The following is a 16,239-nucleotide window of genomic DNA, read 5'->3' as shown; positions in this document are numbered from 1 at the left end:
CCGGGACGGGGGGCCGGTCGGGGCCCCGCGCTTCTTTTGGGCTCTCCTGTTCGTCCGACCGACGGGAGACCCCGTTCGAGCGATGCCGTCAGGTGCCGTGGACCCCGCTCGCCGTCCTACGGCTCCCGCACTCCGCGCGGCGGTGCGGCGAGGATCGTCAGGGTGCCGTTGGCCTGCCGCAGCGCGTCCTCCAGGGTGCCGGGGGAGTGCAGGGTGCCGGTGCCGTCGGGCGGTACCAGCCACTCCAGGGAGCGGGCGGGCCGGTAGGGCGGCGGTACGGCGACCCAGGAGCCCCTGGTCGCATAGCGCAGCCCCGCGCCGACCCAGCCCCCGTCCGGGTCCGGCGGCAGGAAGAAGCCGACCCGGCCGGCCGTGAGGTCCACCAGGGTCGGGCCCGGCACCGGCAGCGCGGACCGCCACAGCAGGTCGAGGGTGAGCAGCCCGAGCCGCTCGGGGACGCTGAGCACATCCCAGAAGCGCCCCGCCTCCAGCAGTGCGATCCCCTCCCCGTGGTCCCACTCCCATTTGCACGCGCGCGGGTCGGCCGCCGAGGCCGCCAGCCACTCCACGCCCCGCATCCACATCGTGTTCGTCATGCACTGCTCCGCGTTCTCGGGCACTCGGTGCGTTCGCACAGCAACCCGGCATATGCATGCTCGTAGATATTTCTATGCGGCGGAAGGGGTGGCGCGGCCTGGCGTTTCTGGCGACGCGTTCGAACTCCGCGTACCGGTTCGTCAGTTGACCCAGGGGGGAGACGTCACCCCTTCGAGGGGGGCGAGGCGATGGGGCGCGTGATTCGAGCGCTAGCGCGATCGATTCATGCGTGAACCCTTGAGAAGGACACGATTCCGGTCGTAGCCTCACGCCGTCCCGTCGTCCGATTCCAGCGAGGTTTTCCATGGACCGCACCCGTCTGCGCACCCTCCTGGCCCGGGAGAGCGCCGAGGCCGAGCGTCGTAACCCGCGCTCGCGCGCCGCGTACGCCGGGGCCGACCATCTCTTCGGCCGGGTGCCGATGACCTGGATGAACAAGACGGCCGGGGCGTTCCCCCGGTATCTGGCCGGGGCCCGCGGCGCCCGGGTCAGCGATGTGGACGGGCACGAGTACATCGACTTCTGCCTCGGCGACACCGGCGCGATGGCGGGCCACTCGCCCGCGGCGGTCACCGAGGCGGTCCAGCGGCGCTTCGCCGGTCTCGGCGGGGCCACCGCCATGCTGCCCACCGAGGACGCCGAGTGGGTCGGCGCCGAGCTGACCCGGCGCTTCGGCCTGGCCCGCTGGAGCTTCTCGCTCACCGCGACCGACGCCAACCGCTGGGCGATCCGGCTCGCCCGCGCCGTCACCGGGCGGCCGAAGATCCTGTTCAACAGCTACTGCTACCACGGCAGCGTGGACGAGTCGCTGATCGTCACCGGCCCGGACGGCGCGGGCAGGGCGCGGCCGGGGAACGTCGGCGCGCCCTGCGAGGTGACCCGCACCAGCAGGGTCGCCGAGTTCAACGACCTCGCCGCGCTGGAGCGCGAACTCGCCCACGGCGATGTGGCCGCGGTCCTCATGGAGCCCGCCCTCACCAACATCGGCATCGTGCTGCCCGAGCCCGGCTACCTCACCGGCGTCCGCGAGCTGACCAGGCGCCACGGCACGCTGCTGATCAACGACGAGACGCACACCTTCTCCGCGGGGCCCGGCGGCTGCACCGGCGCCTGGGACCTGGCACCGGACATGCTCACCATCGGCAAGGCGATCGGCGGCGGCATCCCGGCCGGTGCCTACGGCCTCTCCGCCGAGCTGGCCGACCGGCTGCTGGCCCGCGGCGACCTCGACCTCGTCGACATGGGCGGCGTCGGCGGCACCCTCGCGGGCAACGCCCTGTCGGTCGCGGCCACCCGCGCCACCCTCGAACACGTCCTCACCGACGAGGCGTTCGACCGGATGGGCAAGCTGTGCGCACGCTTCGAGGCGGGCGTGCGCGCCGGCATCGAGGCGCACGCCCTGCCCTGGACGGTGAGCCGCCTCGGGGCGCGGACCGAGTACCGCTTCACCGCGCCCGCGCCCCGCACCGGCACCGAGTCCGCGGCGGCCGCCGACGCCGACCTGGAGGACTTCCTGCACCTGTACCTCGCCAACCGGGGCATCCTGCTCACCCCGTTCCACAACATGGCCCTGATGTGCCCCGCCACCACCGAGCGGGACGTCGACCGGCACACCGAGGTGTTCGCCGCCGCCCTCGCCGACCTGGCGGGATGAGGGGAGGGGCATGATGACCGCCATGGACGACATCGACCGGGCCATCCTGCGCGAGCTGCAGACCGACGGCCGTATCGCCTACGCCGACCTCGGGCCCAAGGTGGGCCTGTCCGCCTCCGCGGCCCGGCAGCGGCTGCAGCGGCTGCTGGACTCCCGGGCCGTCCAAGTGGTCGGCGTCACCGACCCGATGGCGATGGGCGGCCAGGCCATGGCCCTGCTCGGGATCGGCGTGGACGGTGACCCGCGCGCCGTCGCCGACGCGCTGGCCGAGCGGCCCGAGGTCGTGTACTCGGTGCTCACCTCCGGCGGCTTCGACCTCTTCGCCGAGGTGGTCGCGTCCGGCCCGAAGGCCCTGCTGGACCTCGTCAACGACGTGGTCCGCCCGATCGAGGGCGTCCGCGAGATCCGGTCCTTCCCGTACTTCGGGATCCACACCCACCGGTTCTTGTGGGACGTGGGGTGACGCAGTCCTTACGTGCCGACCGGTTCCTCCGGGCCGACCCGGTTCCTCGTGGGACGCGGGCCGGTCGCGGCGGTCAGGCGGGCCGGTCGTCCGGGGCCGGGGCCAGGACCAGCATCGTGGCGTCGTCGCGGACCTCGTAGCGCAGCCGCGCGAGGTCGGCCCACACGGCGGTGGGCAGTTCGCCGTCCCGGGTGTCCGCGAGGGCGGCCAGCCGGTCCGGCAGCGGGTAGAAGACCCCGGAGCGGTTCCGTGCCTCCCAGACGCCGTCGGAGGCCAGCAGCAGCCTGTCGCCCGGCTCCAGCGGCACCGTGACCTCCTTCGGCGGATCGGCCCCCACCAGGCCGATCCCCAGCGGGGTGCCCGGCATCACGGTGACCTCCCGGGCGTCGCCCTCGCGCAGCAGGACCGGCGCCGGATGACCGCAGGCCACCACCCGCATCGTGCGCGCACCGGCCGGGAACTCCACCAGCACCGCCGTCGCGAACAGCTCTCCGTCCGGCGTGCCCGCCGCGTCCGTCGCCAGCCGCCGGTCCATCCGCGCCGCCACCGACTCCAGGTCCTGCTGGTCCAGGACCGCCTCCCGGAACGCGCCCAGCAGGGACACCACGGTCGAGACCGCCGTCAGCCCGTGCCCCCGCACATCGCCCATCACCGCCCGCACGCCGTACGGCCCTTCGCGCACGTCGAAGAAGTCCCCGCCCACCAGCGTGCCGTTCTCCGCGGCCCGGTAGAAGCCCGCGCAGCCGACACGCCCGACCCGCTCGGGCAGCGGCGGCATCACCGCCTGCTGCACGGCCTCGCCGATCGTGCGCTCCACCTGGAGCTGGGCGTCGCGGCGGCTGCGCACGAACGACACGAACACGCTGAGCAGGGCGACGAAGACGATGGTGAGCAGATCGGTGTTGCCGGGCCGGTTCAGATGCGTCTCCGGCACATTCAGGGCCACCACCACAAGGAATCCGAGCAGGGCGGTGACCAGCGGGCCGTACGACAGGACGGCCAGCGGCGGGATCGCACCGAGCAGGAAACCCAGGTCGCTGGCGTGCGGGGTGACGGTCGAGGCGACGGTCACCGCGACCAGCAGCAGTACCGGCAGCAGCCGGATCCACCACGGCGGCGGCGCGCCCCGCAACCAGCCGCGATCCTCCTGGCTTCCGCGCGACGACCATGCGCGCACCGATCGCACAAGCCCACGCTACGCCGCCCCCGTCAGGAGGGCCCGTCGGTCGCTTCCCGGGCGCCGGTGACGCCCACCGCGCGCGGTACGGAAATCCGATGGACGCCGGTCGAGTGGTCCGGTTAGCGTACAAGCGCACATCCGAGACGGACGAAGGAGGCGAGTGTCATGACCGCAGTCACCATGCGCTCCCCCCTCCCCGTCGCACGGATGTGCAAGGTCTGACCGGGAGCGCGTTCCCGCCGCGAGGTCGCTCGCGGCACGTATCCCGGAGGAATCCTTGACCGATCTGGTCATGCGCACGCTCGATGCGAACAGTGCGCACCTGTTCCACACCATGCCCGACCCGCTGGCCCTCGCCGAGAAGCACCGGCGGACCGCCTTCCGCCCTGAGTGGCAGCGCATCGCCCTGCGCGACGGCCGCACCGTGGCCCGCGCCGCCTGGTGGGGGCGCGCCGAGGACACCGAACCGCTGCTGATCAACTGGCTGGACGTGGCCGAGGGCGAGGAGGCGGCCGGCGCCGAACTGCTGCGGACCGCGCCCTGGCGTCCCGATGAGATCGACCTCGACCTGCCCGGCGGCTGGCGTGACGATTCCCGGCTGCGGGCCGCCGCCGAGACCCGCGTCACGGCCGCGCGCCTGGCCGGTTACACACCCCTGGTGGAGCGCTTCCTCTACCGCTGGACCCCGGAGCGCGGCCTGCCCGACCGCCCCGGCCGTCTGCTCTTCACCCCGGAACCGGACGACGCCGTCTTCCTCGACCTGCTGCGCCGCATCCACTCCGCCACCCTCGACGCGCACGCCCGCCGGGCCATCGCGCAGGGCGGCGTCGAACAGGCCGCCCAGGAGGAGCTGGACATCTTCCACTGGATGCCCTCCCCGCGCTCCTGGTGGCAGATCGCCCGCACCCGCGCCGGTGACCCGGTCGGCATCCACATCCCCGCCCGCAACCCCTCGGGCCCCTGCGTCGGCTTCATCGGCGTCGTCCCGGAGCATCGCGGCCACGGCTACGCCTACGACCTGCTCGTCGAGTGCACCCGCTTCCTGGCCGCCGAGGGCGCCGAGTCCATCGCCGCCGCCACCGACCGGTCCAACTTCCCGATGGCCGCGCACTTCGCCGAGGCGGGCTATCCGGTCGTACGGGAGCGGGTGAACCTCTGCGCCGACGGCGCTGTCAGTGCCGGGTGACAGGGGCGGAGACGCGGCACTCTCCAAGATCGGCGGGTTCATGCCTCCGGCGGGGAAATTCCCTCCTTCGGGGGCACCTGGCCGTCTTTTCCTCACCGGGTGCCGCCGGTGAGCCGATAGTGGAGCCGCCGCCGGGCCCGCGAGGACCGGCGGCGGTTCTTGAGCACCGTATGACCGGAGGGGAAAACACCATGGCCACCACCGAGGCGAACAACCGGGTCGAACTCGTCTTCTCACTGTTCGACGCCAACGGCAACGGCGTTCTGGACCCCGGGGACTTCGAGCTGATGGGCAGGCGGGTGGTCGAGGCCGTGCCCGAGGCCGGGGACGGCGCGAAGCACCGGATGGTCAAGGCCTTCCAGGGCTACTGGGACACCCTGCGCACCGAGCTGGACGCCGACGGCGACGGGCAGGTCAGCCCCGAGGAGTTCAACGCCATCGTGCTCGACCCCCAGCGATTCGACGTCACCGTCAACGAGTTCGCCGAGGCCCTCGCCACGCTGGGCGACCCGGACGGAGACGGCTACGTCGAACGCCCCCACTTCGTCGCCCTGATGACGGCCATCGGCTTCCAACGCCCCAACATCGAGGCCCTGTTCGACGCCTTCGAGCCGGTCCACGGCGACCGCGTCCCCGTGGTCACCTGGGCCGACGGCATCCGCGACTACTACCGCCCCGAGAAGTCCGGCATCCCCGGCGACCACCTCACCACGGGCACCGCCCAGTGACCCACGACCCGAACGCCCCCGTCATCGGACTGGCCGTGGGCCGGGGCACCGGCCCCGAACTCGCCGACGTCTTCGAGCGGGTGCTCGGCGCGCTGACCGCCGGGCACCCGGGCACCGTGACGATCGAGCGCTCCCCGCGGCTCTACCACTCCTACCACTCGCTGCGCGGCGAGCCCGGCACCGCCCGGATCCGTGAGCTGACCGCCGCGGACGCCGACCACTACGAACGGTTCTGCCGCACCCGCGCCGAGCGGGGCACCACGGCGATCTTCCGGACCGCCGTCAACGCCCAGTCCCTGTACCTCGTCCGCGAGCGGCTGCGCGCCGTCAAGGTGGACCTCCTCGGCGCCGACGGCCGCTCCCTGCTGCTGGTGCGCGACCAGGCACAGGGGTTCTACACCGGGGAGAACCAGCACACACCCGGCGAGATCACCCGCACCATGACCTTCGGCCGGGAGATCACCGCGAGCGTCGTCCGCTACGCCCTGCGCCGGGCCCGGCAGGAGTGGCCGGACGGGCGGATCGGCCGCATCGTCATGGCGTACAAGTTCCATCTCCTGGACGGCGCGCTGGACGCCTGGGTGAGCGAACTCGCGGCGGAACTCGGCGTGGAGATCGGCCTGTTCCAGCCGGACACGGTCAACCGCAACCTCATCACCCACGGCCTGCCCGACCGGACGCTGCTGATCGCCGGGAACGAATGGGCCGACATCATGCACGTCATGCTCCTCGACCGGTTCGGCTCCGACCGGCAGGAGAATCGTTGCACCGAGAATGTCTTCCTCGACCCCGCGCTCGCCGGACTCACCGAGTACCAGACGGTGCACGGCTCCGCCGACGACATCGCGGGCCGGGGCCTCGTCAACCCGGTGGCGACCATCCGCGCGGCCGCGCGCGTCGCCGAGGGGCACGCCGGACGCACCGGTGCGGTGGAGGCCGTCGAGAAGGCGCTGCGAATCCTGGAGGAACGGGGCATATCCACCCCCGACCTCGGCGGGCGGCACTCCACCACCGCCGTGGCCGACGCCGTGCTCGACGCCCTCGACGCGCCCGGAGCCGGAACACCCGCGGACGCCGCCCTGGTCGGCGGCTCATGACCGGCCCGACGGGGGAGCGCACGGCCCTGGTCGTCGTGGACGTGCAGAACGACTTCTGCACCGGCCCGACCGCCCTGGCCCGCTTCGGCGGCGACCCCACCGTCCTGGACGCGGCCGTCACCGGCACCGTCCGGGCGGTGGCCGCCGCCCGCGCGCGCGACGTGGAGGTGGTCTTCGTACGGTTCACCGGCGACCTCGAACACCAGGGCGCGGCCTGGCGGTCGCGGAACCACGCCCTCGGCAAGCGGCCGAAGTGCCTGGAGGGCTCCTGGGGCGCCGAGTTCCACCGGGTCGCCCCGGCCCCGGGCGAGCGCGTCTTCACCAAGCGCGCCCGCTTCGACGCCTTCCTCGGCGAGGGCTTCGAGGAGCACCTCGGCGCGCGCGGCGTCGGCCATCTGGTCTTCGCCGGGGTGTACGCCGACGTGTGCGTGGACACCACCGCCCGCACGGCGTTCCAGAAGGGCTTCCATGTGACCGTCCTGACGGACTGCACCGCGGCCCTGCATCTGCCGTACGACGACGTGCTGCGGTTCATGCGCGTGGTCTACGGCGCCCGCACGACCACCGCCCGCGACCCGGCGGCCTGGACCGCGCCGGCCCTCGGGTCCGAGGAGGTGCCGTGCATACGGCCGGGGGCCTGACCGCCGGGGTGGCCCGGGGCGTGGGCCGTACCGCCCTGCTGGTGGCCGCGGCCCGCGCGATCGAGACGCATCGCCCCGACGCGCTGGCCCGGGACCCGTTCGCCGAGCACTTCGTGCGCGCGGCGGCGGCCTCGGCGAGCTGGCCGGTACGCCCGGGTCAGGTGCCCGACGGGGACGCCGATCCGCTGTGGGGCAGGCTCGGCCGGTACTTCGCCCTGCGCACCCGCGTCCTGGACGACCATCTGCTGCGCTCGGCACATCTGGGCCTGCGCCAGGTGGTGCTCCTCGGCGCGGGCCTGGACAGCCGGGCGTACCGGCTGGACTGGCCGCCGGGGTGCGCGGTGTACGAGGTGGACACGGCGGAGGTGCTGGCCTTCAAACAGAAGGTCCTCGACCGGCTCGGGGCCGCCCCCGCGACCGAGCGCCGGGCACTCGCGGCCGATCTGCGCGACGACTGGGCCGAGGTCCTGCTGTCCGCGGGCTTCGACCCGGCCGAGCCCACGGCGTGGCTGGCCGAGGGGCTGCTGCTGTATCTTCCGGCGGCGGCCGAACGGCGCCTGGTCGCCACGATCGACCGGCTCAGCGCGGCGGACAGCACCCTGGCGTACGAGATCAAGGACCTCGCCGAGTCCCCGCAGGTGCGCTCCAGCCCCGTCTACACCGACACCCACCGGCGCATCGGCATCGACCTGCTCGCCCTCTTCGACGGCGAGCCCCGCCCCGACTCGGCCGCCGAACTCGCCTCCCAGGGTTGGACGGTGACGATCCGCACCCCCTACGACTTCACCCGCCGCCATGGCCGCGGCCCCCTCCCGGAACCGAACGACGCCCTGGCCGCCAACCGCTGGATCTTCGCGGCGGCGTCGAGGGACGGGGTGACCACGAGCGGAGTGCGGACCAGGGCGCCCGGGGTCACTCCGGGTCCGCCGACAGCCGGGCCTCCGCCGCCGCCAGGATCTCCGTGACCCGGAGTCCGAAGGACGCGTCGCAGGGGTGCGGACGGCCGGTCCCGGCGGCGGCCAGAAGGGCGTCGGCGGCTCGGGTGAGCGCGGTGACGGCGTCCTCGGAGGCGGCGGGCATGACGGCGACGCCGGATTCGCCGCGCAGTTCGTACGCGGTTCCCGCAGCCGCCGGTGGAACCGTCTGGCTGAGGGTGACCGTGCTGGAGGCCCCGGCGGCGTGGCCGAGGACCAGGTGCACGGTGTCTCCCGGGCCGCGGCCCGCCGCCACCACCCGGGTGACGTCGCCGAGGATCGGCATCAGCACGGACAGCGCGTGCGGGCCCAGGTCCCACAGCGGGCCCTTCTCCTGGCGCCACGGAGAGGCCGCGAAGGGGCTGTCGGTCGTGAACACCGCCCCCAGCCACTGCGCCCGCGCCGTGAACCAGCCCGCGAGCGCGCCCTGTTCCTCGATCCACGCCTGCGGTTCCTTCTGGAAGCGCGCGGTGAAGAACACCACCGACGCCACCTGGGCCCGCTCCGCCTCCTCGGCCACCGCACGCGCGTCGGCGACCGACAGCGCGAGCGGCTTGTCCAGGAGCAGATGCCGTCCGGCCCGCGCCGCCCGCACCGCCAACGGGGCCTGCACGGACGGCGGCAGGGCGACGGCGACCGCGTCCACATCGGCCAGCAGCGCGTCCACATCGGCGTACGGCGCCCCGCCGTACCGCTGTGCGAGTTCGGCGGCGGCCTCGGGGCGGCGGCCCCACACCCCGGCGAACTCAAGGCCGGGGTGCCCGGCGAGGGCCGGGGCGTAGACCGACCGGGCCCAGGGTCCCGTTCCCAGCAGTCCGATGCGCATATGACGTTCCTCTCTCCGAACCGGTCCCCGGGCCCTCAACAGCCCGCGCCCGTGGCCGCGTTCGTACAGTCGCCTTCCGAGAGCCCGGCCCCCGCGAGCCATGCGGCGATGGTGGCGGCGATCGGCTGCCCGGTGTCCATCTCCACGAACCCGAACTGGCCGGACTGGTTGCACTCCAGGAACCACCAGACGCCGTCCGCGTCCTCCGCGAAGTCGAAGGCACCGTACGCCAGTCCGGCCGCCCGTAGATAGCGCAGGACCCCCTCGGCTACCCACGCGGGCACCGTCACCGGCAGCCACGGCGACACGGACGGGGCGAACCGGACGTCCACGTCGTCCGGGTGGGCGTCCGGATCCACCGGCTTGCGGGCCGCCAGCAGGGTGTCGCCGACGGCGGTGAGCCGGATGTCGGCCTGCTTCACCACGCGTTGCTGGAGCAGCGTCGGCCCGTAGGCGACCGCCGAGAAGTCCGCGTCCGGCGCGACCCTGCTGGTCGGCACCGCCCGCGGCGGCTCCTGCGGATGCGCTCCGGAGACCGGCTTGACCACCAGGTCCGGGTGGCGCTCCGCGAACTCCCGCGCCGCCTGCGGGAACGTGGTGATCAGGGTGGCCGGCACGGTCAGTCCGCTGCGCTGGGCGTGCCGCAGCTGCCAGGGCTTGTACCGGGCGCGGCGGGCGGCGTCCGGATGGTTCATCCAGCGCGCGCCGGTGCCGCGGAGCATGCCGTAGAGCGCCTGCGCGGACTCCTCGGTCAGCCAGGCGGACGGCTGGGCGGCGCGCGCAGCCGCCGCCCCGGGCCTGCGCACCCAGATGGAGCGCAGGCCGTCCAGGTCCACCAGGCGCCCGCCGACGGACAGTTGCCCGTGGCAGGCGCCGTGCGCGTACTCGCCCGACAGCGCGACCCCGTCGGTCAGATCGGCGGGGTCGAGCCGGACGACGGGCACCTGGGCCTCGCGGAGGCGGAGGACCACCATGTCCGCCGTCACGTCTTCTTCACTGGTCAGGATGAGCACGGTCATCGTCTGCGGGTCCGTGGCTCAGTCGTCGAAGTGCGTCTTGGAACCGGCGGTCGAGGTCGTGGTTCCCAGCGCGCGCAGGGTCGCGTGGTCCGTCGCGGCGATCCGCCCGTCCGGGAGGACGTTCAACTGCAGTCCGGAGTCGTACGCGTACGGAACGGTTACTTCCAACTGCACAGCCGGGCGCGCGTAGTTGAGCGTGAACGGTTGCATGGTCTCTCCCTGGTTCGGCTTTCACGTCCTTATACGATTCGAACGGGTGATTGGTTTCCTTACGCTGCGTGACCATGGCGCGGACGGGTGCGTTCCGCCGCGGCGTTGGACGCCCCGCTCACACAGCGAGTGCCCCGCGCGCCACGGACAGTGCCTGCTCCGCGTATCCGCGTCCGAACAGCACCGCGTGCACGAGCAGCGGGAAGAGCTGGTGGACGCCGACGCGCTCGCGCCAGCCGTCGGCGAGCGGCGCCGACTCCCGGTATCCCGCGAGGACACGGTCCAGCTGGGGGCAGCCGAAGAGCTGAAGCATCGCCAGATCGGTCTCCCGGTGTCCGCCGTGCGCGGCCGGGTCGATGAGCCGCACCTCGCCGTCGGCGCCCCACAGCACATTGCCGTTCCACAGGTCGCCGTGCAGCCGCGCGGGCGGCTCCGCGGGCCCCGCGAGCTCCGGCAGCCGCGCGCAGACCCGCTCGAACACCGCCGCCTCGCCCGGCCGCAGCGTCCCGCGCTCGACCGCCCCGCGTACATACGGCAGCACCCGGTGCTCGGCGTACCAACCGGGCCAGTCGGCGCCCTCGGCGTTGCGCATGGGCGCGAGGCCGATGTACGCGTCCTGCGGCCCGCCGGGCGGCGCCGACCCGAAGCGGGGCGCGCCGGACGCGTGCAGGGCCGCCAGGGCCTGACCGAAACGGAGCGCCGCCTTCGCGTCGGGGTCCCCGGTCGCCACCCGCTCGGTGACCATCCAGCGCTCGTCGTGCCCGAGCACCGCCGGCACCCGTACGGCGCCCGACGCGGCCAGCCAGCGCAGCCCGGCCACCTCCGCGCGGACCGCTCCGGGGGCGTCGGCGCGCTTGACCATCACCGGGGTGCCGTCGTCCAGCAGCACCTCCACGGGCGACCCGGACATCCCCCGCGCCGCGTCGACCGGGCGCCCGGTGAGCCGGGACGCCGCCTGTCCAGGATCCTCGTCTCGCGTGACCACGGCTTCAGAGTACGGCCGACAACACCAGGTCAGGAGAGGCTACTTCGACCGTTTATACGACGCTTTTCGGCCGTTCGGCGGGGCCTTGTGCGCGGGTCGGCGCCGCGCGGGCGGCGGGAGTGCGCGAAGTGGCCACACGAGGCGCCCGCCGTACCGTCAGTCGCCGACCGGGGTGGAACGCGGCGGCAGGCCCACCGGGTTGCCGGGCGGCAGCAGATCCGAGTCCTCCACCGCGCGGGCCAGCGGATCCAGCAGCGCGGCCAGCCGGGCGGTGCGGTCCTGGCCGAGGGCGCGCCAGGGGCTCTCGGCCGCCGCGTCGGTCCGCGCCTCGACCTCCGCGCGTGCCGCCACCCCGGAGTCGGTGAGCGAACCGTCCTCGGCGAGCAGTCCGCGCTCCCGCAGCCGGACCCCGGCCGCCGTCCAGTCGCCCGGCTCCCACTTGCGGGTCTCCCGCAGGAACCCCTCGTCCGACTCCCCGGCGGCCGCCTTGAGCACCATGGCCTCGACCGGCCCGAGCCCCTGGCCCACCAGCACCGCGACATGCCCGTCGCCGCGGTGCTCGCGCAGGGTGGTCACCGCTTGCCACAGCCGGGCCGTGGGCCGCTCCGGGCGCTCCAGCGCCTGGTTGGCGGCGGCCAGCACCCGGCCCGTGGTGTCCGCGGCCGCCGCGGCCTCCCAGGCGAGATCGGCGGCCTCGGTGAACTCGGCGGAGCCGGTGACCTCCGGTCCGTACAGCCCGGTCATCGCCGCGTCCATGGCCTCCGCGCGGGCCGCGAGGATTCGCGCGGGAGCCGCGTGCCCCCAGGCGTCCGGCAGCGCCCTGGCCACCCGGGCGGGGTGGAAGACGTAGAAGCTGCTCGCCACGACGGCGGGGGAGACCGGGCCGAGCGGGGCGGCCCGCAGCGCGAAGTAGCCCATCCAGTAGCCGCGCATCCCGAGCGCCTCGGCCGCGCGGTGCGCCTGCGGCGCGAAGTACACGAGGTCGTGCACCGGTTCGTAGCGCTCCCACAGGGCCCGCGCCATTCCGTCCGCCACTGCCGCCTCCCACCGCCTCGGCCGCCACCGGCCGTGTGCCGTCGTACCGTCCGGCACCAGACTGCGCTATGACCACTGTCATAACAAGGGCGGGTGACGAACCTCTCCTCGGCCGCTTTCCGGGCGGGCCGGTGTGGAGTTCGGCGGTGGCCCGGATTGGACCGGACGAGGGGCGCGGGGGCGGGCGCACTGGGGCAGACGGGTGGGCCGTTGACACGGCTGGACGGCCCGGATGGTGGGAGCCGGGGGCCTCACTGACGGTGGTTCATGTCGAGACCGGGTCCATCCAGCTGATGAGGCGTCCGCTGCCCGGTCACGGCGGAAGGACTACACGATGCGTTCTGCCCGTACCCTCCTGGCCACGGCAGCCGCCGCGGCCGCCCTGGCCTTCGCCACGCCCGGCGCCGCGTTCGCGGTCCCGGCCGGGCACGACTCGGGCCGTGGGGACTCCTCGCACAGCAGTGACTCCGGCGGTGACCGCGACAAGGGCTCCGACCAGGACCAAGACAACGGCAGCGGAGGCGACAACGACCGCGGACACGACCGGCCCCGCGGCGGAATGCACACGGGTGGCGGAGCGCTCGCCACCGTGTTGCGCACCGACAGCAGCGGCGACATCCGGTTCGACCCCGAGTCCTACAAGGAGGACGGCGGGGGCAAGGGCGGCAGCGACGACGGCGGCGGCAGCGGCGGCCGGGGCAAGGGCGGCGACGACGACAGCGGTGGCGGCGGTCGCGGCAAGGGCGGTGACGACGACAGCGGTGGCGGTGGTCGCGGCAAGGGCGGCGACGACAGCGGCAGCGACTGGGGCGGCGGCTCGGACAGCGGCGGCGGCAAGCCGCGTGGCGGCATGCACACCGGTGGCGGGGCGCTCGCCGACCCCGGCGTCACCACGGGTGGCCTCGCGGTCCTCGGTGTGGGCGCGGCCGGCCTGTACGCGCTGCGCCGCAAGAAGGCCGCGCAGCCGGCGTCCTGACCGGGGCCACGGACGCCGCCGGCGCGCTGACAGCGCCAGATCGGAACCACGGACGCCGCCGGCGCGCTGACAGCGCCGGCGGCGCGTGCCCCGCGCGGGGCGGGCGCGACCCCCGCCGACACCCATACCCGTACCGCCGTGTCCCAGTGAGGTGATGTCCGATGGCAGCGGATCCGTCCTCCGCGCAGCCCCCCGAACCGGAGCCGGACGCGTCAGGTGCCGCTCGTGGCGGGCGGCTGGTGCTCTGGGGGGTGGCGATCCTCTTCCTCGCCGTCAGCATGTTCGGGGGGCATCACGGATCGTTCCCGGCGCCGCGGGCGACCCCGGCCTCCGGGGCCAGCTCCACCGGGCGGCCCCCGGCGGGCATCGGGCTGCCCCGGTCGGAGCCGACCCGGCTGGTCATCCCGAAGATCGGCGTCGACGCCCCCTTCACCCAGCTGACCCTCGGCCCCGCGGGAGCGCTCCAGCCGCCGCCCGCGGCGAACACCAATCTCGTCGGCTGGTACGCCAAGGGCGCGGCGCCCGGGGAGAAGGGCACCGCCATCATCGCCGGGCACGTGGACACCAAGGTCTCCGCGGCCGTCTTCGTCAACCTCGACCAACTGGACACCGGCGACCGGTTCTCGGTGGAGCGCGCCGACGGACGGACCGCGAACTTCGTGGTCGACAGCGCCGAGACCTTCGCGAAGGACGACTTCCCGAGCGACCGCGTCTACGCCGACGCGTCCCGCCCCGAGGCGCGGCTCATCACCTGTGCGGGCGACTACGACCACACGGCCAAGGACTACACCGACAACCTGGTGGTCTTCGCCCACCTCGTGTGACCCGCGCGGAGCAGCGGGCGCCTATGGACGGTAGAGGGCGCGGGCGAGTGTCAGGTCGGCCGGCCCGTCCTGACCGAGGTCGAAGAAGTGATCCACCTGCCATGCCTGCGTGCCGCGGGCCTGCCGGTTGGTCGTGGTCACCCACGGCGGGTAGACGCGGAATCCGCGCTTCCCGCCGGAGCCGTCGCGGGAGACGATGCCGCGCTCGCACAACACCTCGCGCGGGAACACGAACTGTCCGAAGCCGTCGTCGTCGCGGCTGCTGATGACGAAGAGGTCCACTCCGTCGTCGGCGTCGAAGGGCCGGATCGGCCCCTGTTCGGACCGCTGCCACACGGTGACGAACTGGCCCACCTTCGTCGGGGTGGTCTTGGCCACGCGGAACCGGACCGAACGGTCGTCGAGCGTGAACGCGCAAGCCGCGTACTCGGCGCTCTCCGGTTCCGGCACCGGCAGTGAGCAGGCGAAACCGCTCGGGTCGTACACCGATGCCTTCGCTGCCACCAGGTCACCGTGAAGGCCCGTCCACGGCTGATTCATCACCATGCCACCATCCTGCCACCGCCCCCGCGCGCGCCCCTTCGGCCCCCCTGGGGGCGCGGGGAACTGCGCGACCGGCCATGGCGCAGCCGCAGGCGTTCACGCACCGCGGCCCAACGGCGCACACCCCCGTCAGCGCCGGGACGAGAACGCACCGCCCCCGCCGAAGGCCACCGCCGCGAACCGTTCGCCGATCCTGCGATGCGCGGCGGCGTCCGGGTGGAGACCGTCCGGCAGCGGAAGCTCCGCGAAGTCGGCCTCGCCGTACAGCTCGCGGCCGTCGAGGTGGAACAGCCGGTCGTCCTCGGCCGACCGCTCCCGCACGATCCGCGCCAGCTCCGCCCGTACGACGCCCAGCGTGAGCTTGCCGGCGGCCGTCTCCGCAGGGTCGCCGGAGGCCCGGAAGGCGAGCCGGCCCTCGGCGAGCGCGGTGAGGTCCCAGGCGGTGGGTCCGGGCGTGTCCTCGTGCATCGGGCACAGCACCGGCGACACGACGAGCAGCGGGGTGTCCGGGTGCCCCTCGCGCACGGTGTCCAGGAAGCCGTGCACCGCGGGCCCGAAGGCGCGCAGCCGCATCAGGTCGCCGTTCACGATGTTGATGCCGAGCTTGAGGCTGATCAGATCGGCCGGGGTGTCCCGCAGCGCCCGGGCGGTGAACGGGTCGAGCAGCGCGCCCCCGCCGAGGCCCAGATTGATCAGCTCGGCCCCGCCGAGAGCGGCGGCCAGCGCCGGCCATGTGGTGGTGGGGCTCGCGGCGTCGGAGCCGTGGCTGATCGAACTGCCGTGGTGCAGCCAGACCTTGCGGCCCCGGTCCGGTACGGCCGTCACCGGGGCGTCGGTGCGCAGCGCGACCAACTCGGTCCGCTCGTTGTGCGGCAGCCAGATCTCCATGTCCTTGGCCGTGTCCGGCAGCCCGGAGAACCGTACGGTGGCGACCGGACCCGGCGTGTGCTCCGTGCTCCCGGTGGCCATGTCGATGGTGAGGACGTCGCCCCCGGCCGCGCTCGCGCTGCCCGCCGGGCGCCCGTCCACCAGCAGGTCGTACACCCCGTCGGGGCGCGGCGGGACGCCGGTGTAGACCCGCTTGGTCGGCAGGGTGTCCAGCTCGACGGTGGTGGCCCGGGTGCGGAACGCCAGCCGTACCCCGGCGGGCTGGGACTCGGCCAGGGCGAGCTGCGGGTCGGCGCACTGGGCGCGGGCCCGGGCGGGCAGCCGGTGCGGCAGCAGCCCGCGCTCGGTGCGTTCGAGGTCGAGGGCGCCGCGTACGAGGTCGGGGGTGAGGGCGGTGGTGTGCATGATGTCGG

General features: G+C 73.9%; 18 protein-coding genes. 9 read left to right on the top strand and 9 right to left on the bottom strand.

All coding sequences use genetic code 11. The features are described from left to right. Window positions 1–116: 116 nt before the first annotated feature. On the bottom strand, window positions 117–596 hold the full coding sequence (locus ACLF5H_RS28550) for a hypothetical protein (RefSeq protein ID WP_421678870.1): 480 nt from the start codon (window positions 594–596) through the stop codon (window positions 117–119). A 305-nt stretch (window positions 597–901) separates the two neighbouring features. On the opposite strand from ACLF5H_RS28550, the gene ACLF5H_RS28545 reads away from it, so the two are divergent. Together ACLF5H_RS28545 and ACLF5H_RS28540 are read left to right on the top strand one after the other, a co-directional pair. Next, on the top strand, window positions 902–2,251 hold the full coding sequence (locus ACLF5H_RS28545) for a transaminase (protein ID WP_421678869.1): 1,350 nt from the start codon (window positions 902–904) through the stop codon (window positions 2,249–2,251). Between the two features lie 22 nt (window positions 2,252–2,273). Then, window positions 2,274–2,714, top strand: a complete 441-nt coding sequence (locus ACLF5H_RS28540; protein WP_361683029.1) for an Lrp/AsnC family transcriptional regulator — start codon at window positions 2,274–2,276, stop codon at window positions 2,712–2,714. A gap of 73 nt (window positions 2,715–2,787) precedes the next feature. On the opposite strand, the gene ACLF5H_RS28535 is transcribed toward ACLF5H_RS28540, so the two are convergent. Further along, window positions 2,788–3,900, bottom strand: a complete 1,113-nt coding sequence (locus ACLF5H_RS28535; RefSeq protein WP_421678868.1) for a PP2C family protein-serine/threonine phosphatase — start codon at window positions 3,898–3,900, stop codon at window positions 2,788–2,790. A 271-nt stretch (window positions 3,901–4,171) separates the two neighbouring features. Between ACLF5H_RS28535 and ACLF5H_RS28530 the strand changes: the two genes are divergently transcribed. From ACLF5H_RS28530 to ACLF5H_RS28510, 5 genes are all read left to right on the top strand, one after another. Beyond that, entirely contained in the window at window positions 4,172–5,080 is a 909-nt protein-coding gene (locus tag ACLF5H_RS28530) for a GNAT family N-acetyltransferase (protein WP_421678867.1), read from the top strand. A 170-nt stretch (window positions 5,081–5,250) separates the two neighbouring features. Further along, on the top strand, window positions 5,251–5,808 hold the full coding sequence (locus ACLF5H_RS28525) for an EF-hand domain-containing protein (protein ID WP_421678866.1): 558 nt from the start codon (window positions 5,251–5,253) through the stop codon (window positions 5,806–5,808). Continuing rightward, window positions 5,805–6,905: an isocitrate/isopropylmalate family dehydrogenase gene (locus ACLF5H_RS28520; RefSeq protein ID WP_421678865.1), complete on the top strand. Its 1,101-nt coding sequence runs from the start codon at window positions 5,805–5,807 to the stop codon at window positions 6,903–6,905. Before ACLF5H_RS28525 ends, ACLF5H_RS28520 begins: the two co-directional genes overlap by 4 nt. Beyond that, window positions 6,902–7,546: a cysteine hydrolase family protein gene (locus ACLF5H_RS28515; RefSeq protein WP_421678864.1), complete on the top strand. Its 645-nt coding sequence runs from the start codon at window positions 6,902–6,904 to the stop codon at window positions 7,544–7,546. Before ACLF5H_RS28520 ends, ACLF5H_RS28515 begins: the two co-directional genes overlap by 4 nt. Beyond that, entirely contained in the window at window positions 7,525–8,511 is a 987-nt protein-coding gene (locus tag ACLF5H_RS28510) for a class I SAM-dependent methyltransferase (protein WP_421678863.1), read from the top strand. The genes ACLF5H_RS28515 and ACLF5H_RS28510 overlap by 22 nt, the downstream gene beginning before the upstream one ends. Here the strand turns inward: ACLF5H_RS28510 and ACLF5H_RS28505 are convergent. From ACLF5H_RS28505 to ACLF5H_RS28485, 5 genes are all read right to left on the bottom strand, one after another. Next, window positions 8,459–9,346, bottom strand: a complete 888-nt coding sequence (locus tag ACLF5H_RS28505; RefSeq protein WP_421678862.1) for a Gfo/Idh/MocA family protein — start codon at window positions 9,344–9,346, stop codon at window positions 8,459–8,461. The two genes, ACLF5H_RS28510 and ACLF5H_RS28505, sit on opposite strands and share 53 nt — an antisense overlap. Before the next feature lie 35 nt (window positions 9,347–9,381). Then, window positions 9,382–10,365: an ATP-grasp ribosomal peptide maturase gene (tgmB, locus tag ACLF5H_RS28500; RefSeq protein WP_421678861.1), complete on the bottom strand. Its 984-nt coding sequence runs from the start codon at window positions 10,363–10,365 to the stop codon at window positions 9,382–9,384. Window positions 10,366–10,383: 18 nt separating this feature from the next. Next, complete coding sequence (gene tgmA, locus ACLF5H_RS28495) at window positions 10,384–10,575, bottom strand: putative ATP-grasp-modified RiPP (RefSeq protein WP_046416733.1); 192 nt, start codon at window positions 10,573–10,575, stop codon at window positions 10,384–10,386. Window positions 10,576–10,693: 118 nt separating this feature from the next. Next, entirely contained in the window at window positions 10,694–11,485 is a 792-nt protein-coding gene (locus ACLF5H_RS28490; protein ID WP_421679143.1) for a fructosamine kinase family protein, read from the bottom strand. A 231-nt stretch (window positions 11,486–11,716) separates the two neighbouring features. Further along, complete coding sequence (locus ACLF5H_RS28485; protein ID WP_421678860.1) at window positions 11,717–12,595, bottom strand: SCO6745 family protein; 879 nt, start codon at window positions 12,593–12,595, stop codon at window positions 11,717–11,719. Window positions 12,596–12,929: 334 nt separating this feature from the next. Here ACLF5H_RS28485 and ACLF5H_RS28480 point away from each other — a divergent pair, with 334 nt between their 5' ends. After that, window positions 12,930–13,571, top strand: coding sequence for a hypothetical protein (locus ACLF5H_RS28480; RefSeq protein WP_421678859.1), 642 nt, complete (start codon window positions 12,930–12,932; stop codon window positions 13,569–13,571). A gap of 161 nt (window positions 13,572–13,732) precedes the next feature. Beyond that, entirely contained in the window at window positions 13,733–14,395 is a 663-nt protein-coding gene (locus ACLF5H_RS28475; protein WP_421678858.1) for a class F sortase, read from the top strand. A gap of 21 nt (window positions 14,396–14,416) precedes the next feature. On the opposite strand, the gene ACLF5H_RS28470 is transcribed toward ACLF5H_RS28475, so the two are convergent. Together ACLF5H_RS28470 and ACLF5H_RS28465 are read right to left on the bottom strand one after the other, a co-directional pair. Then, window positions 14,417–14,941, bottom strand: a complete 525-nt coding sequence (locus ACLF5H_RS28470; protein ID WP_421678857.1) for a MepB family protein — start codon at window positions 14,939–14,941, stop codon at window positions 14,417–14,419. 126 nt (window positions 14,942–15,067) lie between these two features. Next, window positions 15,068–16,231, bottom strand: coding sequence for a GDSL-type esterase/lipase family protein (locus ACLF5H_RS28465; RefSeq protein WP_421678856.1), 1,164 nt, complete (start codon window positions 16,229–16,231; stop codon window positions 15,068–15,070). Window positions 16,232–16,239: the final 8 nt, after the last annotated feature.

The organism is Streptomyces sp. LaBMicrA B280, from assembly GCF_049222185.1.
In the GTDB taxonomy this organism is placed as follows: Bacteria; Actinomycetota; Actinomycetes; order Streptomycetales; family Streptomycetaceae; genus Streptomyces; species Streptomyces murinus.
Note: the sequence above shows the minus strand (reverse complement) of the source record. Positions and strands in the feature narration are given on the sequence as shown.

Bases quoted from the DNA above. Each gene is read 5' to 3' on its own strand.
- tgmB (WP_421678861.1), bottom strand. From the start codon at position 10,365: ATGACCGTGCTCATCCTGACCAGTGAAGAAGACGTGACGGCGGACATG.
- ACLF5H_RS28490 (WP_421679143.1), bottom strand. From the start codon at position 11,485: ATGTCCGGGTCGCCCGTGGAGGTGCTGCTGGACGACGGCACCCCGGTG.
- ACLF5H_RS28540 (WP_361683029.1), top strand. From the start codon at position 2,274: ATGGACGACATCGACCGGGCCATCCTGCGCGAGCTGCAGACCGACGGC.
- ACLF5H_RS28515 (WP_421678864.1), top strand. From the start codon at position 6,902: ATGACCGGCCCGACGGGGGAGCGCACGGCCCTGGTCGTCGTGGACGTG.
- ACLF5H_RS28505 (WP_421678862.1), bottom strand. From the start codon at position 9,346: ATGCGCATCGGACTGCTGGGAACGGGACCCTGGGCCCGGTCGGTCTAC.
- ACLF5H_RS28525 (WP_421678866.1), top strand. From the start codon at position 5,251: ATGACCGGAGGGGAAAACACCATGGCCACCACCGAGGCGAACAACCGG.
- ACLF5H_RS28475 (WP_421678858.1), top strand. From the start codon at position 13,733: ATGGCAGCGGATCCGTCCTCCGCGCAGCCCCCCGAACCGGAGCCGGAC.
- ACLF5H_RS28470 (WP_421678857.1), bottom strand. From the start codon at position 14,941: ATGGTGATGAATCAGCCGTGGACGGGCCTTCACGGTGACCTGGTGGCA.
- ACLF5H_RS28465 (WP_421678856.1), bottom strand. From the start codon at position 16,231: ATGCACACCACCGCCCTCACCCCCGACCTCGTACGCGGCGCCCTCGAC.
- ACLF5H_RS28480 (WP_421678859.1), top strand. From the start codon at position 12,930: ATGCGTTCTGCCCGTACCCTCCTGGCCACGGCAGCCGCCGCGGCCGCC.
- tgmA (WP_046416733.1), bottom strand. From the start codon at position 10,575: ATGCAACCGTTCACGCTCAACTACGCGCGCCCGGCTGTGCAGTTGGAA.
- ACLF5H_RS28550 (WP_421678870.1), bottom strand. From the start codon at position 596: ATGACGAACACGATGTGGATGCGGGGCGTGGAGTGGCTGGCGGCCTCG.
- ACLF5H_RS28545 (WP_421678869.1), top strand. From the start codon at position 902: ATGGACCGCACCCGTCTGCGCACCCTCCTGGCCCGGGAGAGCGCCGAG.